At 55.7% G+C, this 8,393-nt stretch carries 6 protein-coding genes; 2 read left to right on the forward strand and 4 right to left on the reverse strand.

Going from position 1 to position 8,393, the window contains the following annotated elements:
- Window positions 1-180: 180 nt before the first annotated feature.
- From WD823_RS02225 to WD823_RS02240, 4 genes are all read right to left on the reverse strand, one after another.
- Window positions 181-1,425 carry a threonine synthase gene (locus WD823_RS02225; RefSeq protein ID WP_368427855.1) on the reverse strand — a complete coding sequence of 415 codons (1,245 nt, stop codon included), beginning with the start codon at window positions 1,423-1,425 and terminating at the stop codon, window positions 181-183.
- A gap of 238 nt (window positions 1,426-1,663) precedes the next feature.
- Complete coding sequence (locus WD823_RS02230) at window positions 1,664-3,343, reverse strand: hydantoinase B/oxoprolinase family protein (RefSeq protein ID WP_368427856.1); 1,680 nt, start codon at window positions 3,341-3,343, stop codon at window positions 1,664-1,666.
- Between the two features lie 2 nt (window positions 3,344-3,345).
- Window positions 3,346-5,424 carry a hydantoinase/oxoprolinase family protein gene (locus WD823_RS02235; RefSeq protein ID WP_368427857.1) on the reverse strand — a complete coding sequence of 693 codons (2,079 nt, stop codon included), beginning with the start codon at window positions 5,422-5,424 and terminating at the stop codon, window positions 3,346-3,348.
- A 43-nt stretch (window positions 5,425-5,467) separates the two neighbouring features.
- Window positions 5,468-6,436 carry a tripartite tricarboxylate transporter substrate binding protein gene (locus WD823_RS02240; RefSeq protein ID WP_368427858.1) on the reverse strand — a complete coding sequence of 323 codons (969 nt, stop codon included), beginning with the start codon at window positions 6,434-6,436 and terminating at the stop codon, window positions 5,468-5,470.
- 186 nt (window positions 6,437-6,622) lie between these two features.
- Here WD823_RS02240 and WD823_RS02245 point away from each other — a divergent pair, with 186 nt between their 5' ends.
- Both WD823_RS02245 and WD823_RS02250 read left to right on the forward strand, forming a co-directional pair.
- Entirely contained in the window at window positions 6,623-8,041 is a 1,419-nt protein-coding gene (locus WD823_RS02245; protein ID WP_368427859.1) for an IS66 family transposase, read from the forward strand.
- Between the two features lie 130 nt (window positions 8,042-8,171).
- Window positions 8,172-8,393: hypothetical protein (locus WD823_RS02250; protein WP_368427860.1), on the forward strand; the 222-nt coding region annotated here is incomplete at its 3' end.

Consider the following 8,393-nt stretch of genomic DNA (forward strand, 5'->3'; position numbering starts at 1 on the left):
CTCGCAGCATGATCTATAAATACGTGCGGGAACTTATGAACCGGACTACTAAGGGCGCGGTATGCCATTTCATGAGGCCTAGACTATAAATAAAGGCGAAAGGGAAGAGTAACGGGTAGAAAGACGAGACGAAAAGGCAAAAGACGTAGTAGTGCCGATCTGATCTGACACTGCTGCAATTTAACTCCCCGAATCTGCGGCCTCAAACGCCGCGAGGGACTTGACGATGCGCGGCGGCCGTCCAACTTCGGCAAGTGGTTCGTCAACCTGATTTTTCCCAGAGCCAGTGGCAATACCGATTATCACTTGATTACCATAGGCTTTTCTTGCCTGCTCGGCGCCGATGGACAGGAAACAGGCAATCGGCGTTGCCGATGCGGGCTGCACGAACAGTCCCTCAGCCCGGGCCAGCAGCCTCGCGGCCTCGAACGCCTCTGCGTCGCTTACCGTCCAGCCTACCCCGCCAGTCGCCTTCATGATCTGCACGACGCGATCACCCGCCGCAGGAAACGGGTGACCAAGCCCCGTCGATTTGATCGTCTGTTTGCGTCCACGCTTGACCGGCTCTCCCGATTTCCAGGCGTGCACGATCGGCGCGCACTCAGCGATCTGGACCACGTCAATTGCGGGCATGCCCTTCACCCAGCCCAGGGCGTTCATCTCTTGAAAACCCTGGTAAATCGCCAGAACGTTTGTACCGCCGGACGTCGGAACTAGAATTCGGTCCGGAACCTCCCACTTCAATGCCTCGCAGATTTCGAAGGCAATCGTCTTCTTCCCTTCGGCGCGGTACAGATTGTAAGGCTGGGTGCAATGGAAAAGCCCACGCTTTTTCGCGACCTCACCGGCCAGTTGGGTGCCATCCACCATGTCTCCTTCCACCACAAAAATCCGATTACCGTAAATCGAAGTCTGTAATCGATGGACGGCTGATGTCTCATCTCGTAGGAATCCGTAAAAGGGAATTCCGCCCCGCGCGCTGTATGCGCTAAACGCAGTTGCTGCGTTGCCCGACGATGCAAGGATCAGGCCCTTAACCCCAACCTCCCTAGACTTGCTCACGGTCACGCTGGCACCGCGATCTTTAAAGGAGCCCGTGGGGTTACAGGATTCATCTTTGATGTAGAAATTTTGAAGCCCAAGCCGGTCACCGAGTCGCGTCACGTGAAAAAGCGGCGTGTCTCCCTCAAACAAACTGACGACGTTCGCGTGATCACGCACCGGTAAAAGGGCTCCCCAACGCCAGATGCTTTTCGGCGTGGATGGAATGCCGTCGCGATCAACGTCGCGCTTGATGGCATCAATGTCATAGCTCGCTGCCTGGTTCTCGCCGTGTATTGGGCAAATTGGATCCGTGGTCATATCCGCGTTGACGTGGTCTTTGGAACAACGCGGGCAGCGCAGCCCAAGAATATAACTTTTCATAAACGAGATTCTCCTAGAGACGCATCATATGATCCGGTGCTCGGTACCGTCAGCGCGTATCGAATCTATTATGGATAAGGGGATAAGGCAGAATGGCCCGCCCTGATATTCGTTCCAGGAATGCTCCACGCTAGGACTCTTCACTGCATTTGACCGCCTCGAATTAATTGTATGCGGCCGAGCCGGACGCGTACAACGACGTGACTGCATGCTGCTATAAATATCCGGAGGCAATCTTTTACGCCATCTCCTGCCATCCGTAAATGCGCTTAGCGTCCTCGCGACTCAGTCGCTCTTCCAACACGTCCCGTGCAACGGCATCCGCGTCTCGCTCGGATGGAGATCCGAAACCACCGCCCGCGGGTGTGCAGATCCGCAATACGCTTCCTTGTGCGAGCGGAATTTCGCCAGCCGCAGACGGTAATTTCTGCGGTTGAGACGAATCGGGATTTAAAACGAATACGCCGCATTTCCCTGCGTCACCACCTTCCATTCCTGCAGCAGCGGCATGCTGTCGTTCTGAGGAGAGGCTAATGACCATGTTCTCACCCAACATACGGTAGTCACGCAATACGCCCATACCGCCACGATACCTACCGGAACCCGCTGAGTCTTGCCACAGCTCATAGCGCTCAACTCGAATCGGATAAGCATTTTCAAGAACCTCAATCGGCAGATTGGACGATCCCGACGCGTGCACACGTACGCCGTCCATACCGTCGCGATATGCGCGCGCTCCCATCCCTCCCGCCAACGTTTCGTAACTTACGAAGTAAGTTCCACTACGCGGATCTGTCCCTGCGGTCACCACCAAATGATGCGGCCCACTTCTTGCTAACGCTTTCTCGGGCATTGCTTGTGTTAAAGCGGCTGCGACTACGTCGCCAAGGACCGCACTTGAGATTGCCCTGGCCCCGATCGGTGCCGGCGATACCGGCTGTACCACAGTCCCATTACGACCTTTTACGGTGATAGTGCGATAGTAACCGGCGTTTGCTGGCACGTCGGGATCGAGAAGACTTTTTGCGACGGTATATATGGTTGCAAGTACAGCGCGATGCGGAATGTTGCGCGCGGAGTGAATCTGCGGATCTGATTCTGAGAAGTCGAACTCGAGTTTGTCTTTTGCTACCTTAAGCTTCAGGCGAATGTACGCGAACTCACCGTCTCGGTCACCATCGAGACGATCTTCTGCTTCGTAAATACCCGGGCGAAGCCTACTAATGGCAGACTGAAATCGCTTTTCTGTAAAGTCGAGATATGCCCCAATAGTGGATTCTGTCTCAACATTTCCATATCGCTTAAACAACGCCTCGATGCTACGCACCCCAACAGGATTGGCCGCGAATTGCGCCTTAAGGTCACCCACACGCTCGTCCGGAGTTCGAGAATTCAACAGGACAATTGCAAGCACATCGCGATTGAGTTTCCCGCCGGACATGATTCGAACGGCCGGAATTCGCAAACCCTCTTGAAATATAGATGTGCACACCGCAGCTTCTGACCCGGGCACCATACCGCCTACGTCAGCGTGATGAGCTATATTTGCCACATACGCGGCGATTCTCTTCCCAATGAATACCGGGGCGATAATGGTGATATCCGGTAAATGTGTGCCTCCACCATTATAAGGATCGTTCGCCATGAACATGTCGCCGGGATGAATATCGTTCAATCCGAAACGCTTCTGAATCTCATCCACAGCGCCAACCATCGAACCCAAATGAATGGGAATTCGGTGGGCCAGGGCAACTACCTGTCCCTTCGCATCGAATATGGCACTCGAGCAATCTCCGCGTTCTTTGATATTTGGTGAAAACGCGGTTCGCATAAGCGTAGCCGCCATCTCCTCGGATGTCGCCAATAGATACCGGGCGACAACTTCGGCCCTCACTGGGTCCACGTGCTTTTTACCCATGATTACGCGATTCCTTTCGCGGGCAATGGTTCCACCTCAATGTGTAAGTAACCAAATTTCATGTTGGATAGCGTCGCTCGAGGCGGCACAACCGTTGTTGTGTCCATCTGCTCAATAATCGCCGGCCCGACGATCCGACAATTTGCCGGCAAGCGGTCACGGTCATACACCGGCGTCGTTACAAAGCCCGTCTCCGGGAACCATACCTTCCGCCTTTCCGTAACGGCTTCCCTTGTCGTGCCGCCTGCAACCTTGCGTTTTTCAGGCGGCGGCGCGTCCCGCCGAATAGTTACTGCGAGTCTCAGATTTACGACTTCCACGAGCTGATCCGGCATGTCATATCCGTAAAAGTCAAGATGCCGCTTGTGATATCGAGAAACGAGCGCCGGGAGTGATTTCTGGTCTAGACGGCCATTCTTAATCTCAAGCGTAAGCTCGTAACTTTGGCCAAGGTAACGCATGTCCAACATCCAGCTACGTTGCGTCCGAGCGTTCCTCTTTGCCTCACCTTTAAGCCAATCGTCACCGCGGCGTCGGAGTTCGTCGAACCCCGAGTTAATCCATTTCAGAGTTTTGGGCGAAAAAGTGACAAGCCGGGTGATACTGAAGTCTCCGCGCACGTCTGCGTGCAGCAGGCCCAATGCCGAGAGCAATCCGGGTCGCGGCGGCACAAGTACTTTGCGTATGCCCATGGCGCGAGCAACGTCGGCTGCATGTAAGGGGCCCGCGCCACCGAAGGCAACCAACGTGAAATCGCGTGGGTCGGTGCCCCGCTCCACTGAGATCACACGTACCGCACCCATCATGTTGACGTTAATGATCTCAATTATCCCTGCTGCCGCACGCACGACGTCAATATTGAGTTTCGGCACAAGATCTTGCTTGATTACCTGACTCGCACGATCAGCAAGTATCGCCATGCGTCCGCCGAGCAGCGACTTTGGATTGAGCCGCCCCAGAAGCACATTAGCATCCGTGACCGTTGGCTTGGTGCCACCGCGGCCGTAAGCTGCAGGGCCTGGATGTGCCCCCGCGCTTTGCGGTCCTACTTTCAGCAGCCCGCCTGCGTCAACCCAGGCAATGCTTCCTCCACCGGCGCCGATGGTGTGAATATCGATGGTTCGGGTTCGCACCGGAATACCCGCCATCTCGCGAAGGTCCTTCCTTGCAGCTTCATAATCCTGTACTAGGCACACATCGGTGGACGTACCGCCCATATCAAACGTAATCAAATCCTTTAAGCCTAGCTCGGCCCCTAATCCCACGCACCCGACCACCCCCCCAGCCGGCCCCGAAAAGAAAGTATTGACGGGTATGCGCCGAACCGCGCCAGGTGTAACCGCACCCCCATTGGACTGCATAACACGCGGCATAACTTTGACACCAAGGTCTGCAACGCCATACTCGAAACGTTCGAGAAACTTGTCCACGATCGGCATTAGGCTGGCGTTTACCGTGGTCGTGGCGAACCGTTCATACTCCCGAAACTCAGGTAAGACTTCCGACGAGGTACACAGATAAACTTCGGGCCAAAGCTTTTTAACGAGGTTGCGCGCGTGCTGTTCGTGGACAGGATTCACATAGGAGTGCAACATGCATATAGCGATCGCTTGCACGCTTTTTCCCTTCAGAACGCGAACAGCGTTCTCCACTTCCTGATCCACGATCGGATCTACTTCTAAGCCGTCCGCCGCAATTCGCTCGACAACCTCGATACGACAATCGCGCGAGGCAGGCAGTCGCGGTTTCGCTACATCTAAATTAAAATAATGTGGACGACGTTGCCGAGCAAGCTCGATGACATCTCGAAATCCGGCAGTAGTGATCATCCCGGTCCGTGCAGTTTTCCCCTCGAGTACCGCGTTTGTTGCCAACGTCGTGCCCAGCACGAGAAATCTAACGTCATCCGTTGATACCGTTGCAAGCTCAAGGATTTCGGTAATACCATCCAGCACCGCCTTTGCAGGCTCGCCCGTGGCTGTCGGTAGCTTATGATATGTATATAGCCCTGTTGACAAATCACAAAGTACAACATCAGTAAACGTGCCACCAGTATCGATACCAATCCAAATATTCTTCATTTTTTTCTACTTGATAACCTGTTCACAGTCATACGGACCACATTTAGTCCACGGGCTTTACGACTTTCTTCCACTTTCTTACTTCCGACTGAACATGCTGCGCCATTTGCTCCGGGGTACTTCCGGTGGCCTCCGCGCCAATGCTTGAAAGGCGTTCTCGCACCTCCGTCACCATCAGAATCTTGTTAATTTCCCGATTTAATCTGCTAACGACTTCCTTGGGAATCCCGGCAGGAGCCAGCACCCCGTGCCATTCGTGAAAATCGAACCCGGGTAGAAACGCCTCAGAAATTGTTGGCACTTCCGGTAATGTCGCAATTCGTTTTGTACTCGTAGCTGCCAGCACTCGGACTCTTCCTGATCTAATGTGAGGCAATGCCGGCGGCACCGTAACAAAAAGCAACTGTGTTTCACCTCCGACAATCGACGTCATCGCCTGCGCACCACCCTGATACGGAATGTTCACAACGTTGATTCCGGTGACACTCTTTAATAGCTCCATATTCAGATGATTCGCGCTTCCTATTCCGGCAGACGCATAATTCAGTTTCCCGGGTTTAGCCTTTACTAAAGCGATTAGCTCCGATATAGAAGTCGCGGCAATTGACGGGTGCACAAGTAGCACATTGGGCATCAAATCAATCAGCGTGATTGGCACAAAGTCCTTTATTGAGTCGTACGGAAGCTTGCTATGTAGCGCTGGATTGGCGCTAAAAGTTACGTTCGCATTCATTAACGTGTATCCGTCTCCGACTGCCTTTGCCAACAACGTGCTTGCGATAATCGTGCCGCCTCCGGGGCGATTGTCGACGATTACGTGCTGACCAAATGCGGCGGCAAGCCTGGGCGCGATTACACGTGTTGATATATCTGCAGCGCCGCCGGCCCCGTAGGGAACGATAAATCGGATTGGTTTAGAGGGATATTCCTGGGCGGCGCAAATGCCCAAATTGAGAACCATTGAAAAGAATATCGCCAAACTACCGATAAGCCCTGTTCTGAGCGTCGTCATGTTTCCTCCATTTAGGTCACGTCATTACTTCTAGTTACAGCAGCTCACAATTTGCCGTTAGCACCCGAAGTCTTGAGCATAAAGTACTGATCTCTCGTAACACCAAGGTTGATACACGAAACCTACACGTGTCTGTTCAGTGCGAGGGGGATTGTACTTTAAGGCGCAGCACCGTATGCTGAGCAGATGCAAACGCTGCCGGATTTATCCAAGCTAAGCCACGCCCAGAAGGACGACCTGATCCGGCTGCTGTGGCCGTTGATAGAAGAAGTGCGTCAGCTAAAGGCACGGGTGGCTGAGTTGGAGGCAAGGCTGGCGAAGGACAGCCACAATTCCCACAAGCCGCCCTCGAGCGACGGGCTGAAGAAGACACACTCACAGCGCGAGTCCTCGGGCAAGGCGCCGGGCGGACAAGCCGGCCACAAAGGCACAGGCCTGAAACGGGTCAGCGTGCCAGATACGGTGATCGAACACCGCCTGCCCGAGTATTGCGTGTGCGGGGCGAGGCTTAACGCAGCGTATAGCGGCGAGCGGCGGCAAGTGTTCGACATACCGGTGGCCCAATTTAACGTGACCGAACATCGCACCTGGCAAGCGCGCTGCCGCTGCGGGCGCGAACACCAAAGCGCCTTTGCCGACGGGGTCAATCAACTGGTGCAATACGGGCCGAACCTCAAGGCCCTGGCGGTGCACCTGACGCAAGGGCAGTTGCTGCCGCTGTTTCGTACAGCGCAACTGATCGAACAACTGTTCGGCCTGCCGCTGTCGGCGGCCACGGTGCACGCCTGGATCGGTGAGGCGGCCCGGCGGCTCGCCCCCGCAGTTGCGCGCATCGGCCAGGCGCTGGTGGCCAGCCCCGTGGCGCACGCCGACGAATCGGGGCTGCGGGTCGCGGCCAAGCTGCACTGGCTGCATACGGTGGCCAGCCCCACCCTGACCTGGTATGGCGTGCATGCCAGGCGCGGCGCCCCGGCGATGCAGGCGCACGCCATTTTGCCCCACCGCAGCGGGGTGCTGGTGCATGACTGCTGGGGCCCCTATTGGCAGATGCCGGGCGAACATGCGCTGTGCAATGCCCATCTGATACGCGAACTGATCTATTTGCACGAAACCACCGGGCAGGTGTGGCCTAAGCGCCTGATCCGGCACTTGCGCCGGGCACGCGATCATTGCGAGGCGGCGCGCCGCGAGGGACATGCCGCCGTGCCTGACCGCCTGCGCCGGCGCATCGAGCGGCGCTATGCGGCCATTCTCGCCCAAGCTCAAGCCTGTCATCCGCCCCAAACCCGCACGCGCCCGCGCCGCGGTCGCATCAAACAAAGCGTTGCTCATAATCTGACCCGCCGTCTGAGTCTGCATGCCGCGGCCGTGCTCAGGTTCGTCTCGGATCTGACGGTGCCCTTTACCAATAATCTGGGCGAACGCGCCATTCGCATGCCCAAGGTCAAGCAAAAAATCTCCGGCTCATTTCGAACACTCAAAGGCGCTGAGGATTTCTGCATCATCCGTTCTTACCTCGACACGCTGCATAAGCAGGGACACAATGTGTTTCAGGCTCTGCGCTCGGCTTTTATCGCGCAGCCAATCGCCGCTTGCCCGGACTGAACAGACACACCTACACTTAATATTACAGGGTCTTCAGGAAGTCGTGTGGGTGAATTGTGGGGGTAAATTGAGCTTTTGCCGAGTGAAGAAGGGTGTTTCCTGAGGGGCTCGAAACTGAGATGATTTCCCGATGGCCAATTCAGCGAAGCGACAGCGGCGGCTGTGGGGCGCATACACCTTCCGCGGTTTCCGTGCGCAAAGCACGGTACGCGGTGTGTTCGGTGATCCGAAGGCGCGGGTCATTACTCTTGTCCGGCGCTCAAAAAAACGCTCTGCGGAGACTGCGGACGGGCGCACATGGGCTGGTACGACCGGCGCACGCGTCGGACGCGCGATCTGTCCTGCGGCGATG

Origin of the sequence: Sulfuricaulis sp. (assembly GCF_040901545.1) — a bacterium.
GTDB lineage: Bacteria > Pseudomonadota > Gammaproteobacteria > Acidiferrobacterales > Sulfurifustaceae > Sulfuricaulis.

What these genes read in the sequence shown, in the direction of transcription:
- WD823_RS02245 (WP_368427859.1), top strand. Translation starts at nt 6,623, where the DNA reads ATGCAAACGCTGCCGGATTTATCCAAGCTAAGCCACGCCCAGAAGGAC.
- WD823_RS02235 (WP_368427857.1), bottom strand. Translation starts at nt 5,424, where the DNA reads ATGAAGAATATTTGGATTGGTATCGATACTGGTGGCACGTTTACTGAT.
- WD823_RS02240 (WP_368427858.1), bottom strand. Translation starts at nt 6,436, where the DNA reads ATGACGACGCTCAGAACAGGGCTTATCGGTAGTTTGGCGATATTCTTT.
- WD823_RS02225 (WP_368427855.1), bottom strand. Translation starts at nt 1,425, where the DNA reads ATGAAAAGTTATATTCTTGGGCTGCGCTGCCCGCGTTGTTCCAAAGAC.
- WD823_RS02230 (WP_368427856.1), bottom strand. Translation starts at nt 3,343, where the DNA reads ATGGGTAAAAAGCACGTGGACCCAGTGAGGGCCGAAGTTGTCGCCCGG.